This is a genomic window from Ewingella americana ATCC 33852, assembly GCF_000735345.1.
In the GTDB taxonomy this organism is placed as follows: Bacteria; Pseudomonadota; Gammaproteobacteria; order Enterobacterales; family Enterobacteriaceae; genus Ewingella; species Ewingella americana.
This window is the reverse complement of sequence record NZ_JMPJ01000001.1, coordinates 1-507: the sequence shown is the minus strand read 5'-3', so window position 1 is coordinate 507 and position 507 is coordinate 1. Positions and strand designations below refer to the sequence as shown.

Annotated in this window: 1 other RNA gene; it reads left to right on the top strand. The window is 57.4% G+C overall.

The features are described 5' to 3' along the window. The first annotated feature begins 31 nt into the window (after positions 1-31). Positions 32-129: non-coding RNA, RtT sRNA (locus tag GEAM_RS22435), on the top strand. Positions 130-507: the final 378 nt, after the last annotated feature.

Below are 507 nucleotides of genomic sequence, written 5' to 3'. Positions count from 1 at the left end.
GAGAAGCCTCAAAACCGCAGTCAAAAATGGCGCTGAGCGAACGGTTCGAGACCTATGGCTCGAGCCGAGCGAAGCGAGACAGCGTTGCGTAGCAACGACCCAAAGGGCGAGGCCAGAGGCCGAGTAATCCTGAAGCGAAGGCACCGCCTAAGCGGCGGCATTTTGCGGTGAAGAACTGAAGTACCTGAAACACGTCCCTTCCACCAGCGACAGCGCGCAGTGAAGAGCCGGGGATTCTGAAGGGGCGCGGCGATAGGCGCCCTTTCAGGCCGGTGTGGCGGCAGCGCACGACCTTGCCTTTAAAAGCCAGTTTGCGTGGCAACGCAAGGTTTAGACATTAAACCTTTAAGGTCAAATGTTTAAACAACGGCCAGCAAAGGCTCTGCTACTCGGCTGCTCTCCCCTGCCATCAGCTCCTGCAAAATCTTATAAACTGCCTGCGCCGGAGCCGACAAAGGCTGGGTGGTGGAGATTTTCAGTTGATGTGACTGGCGGGCTGATGCGCCG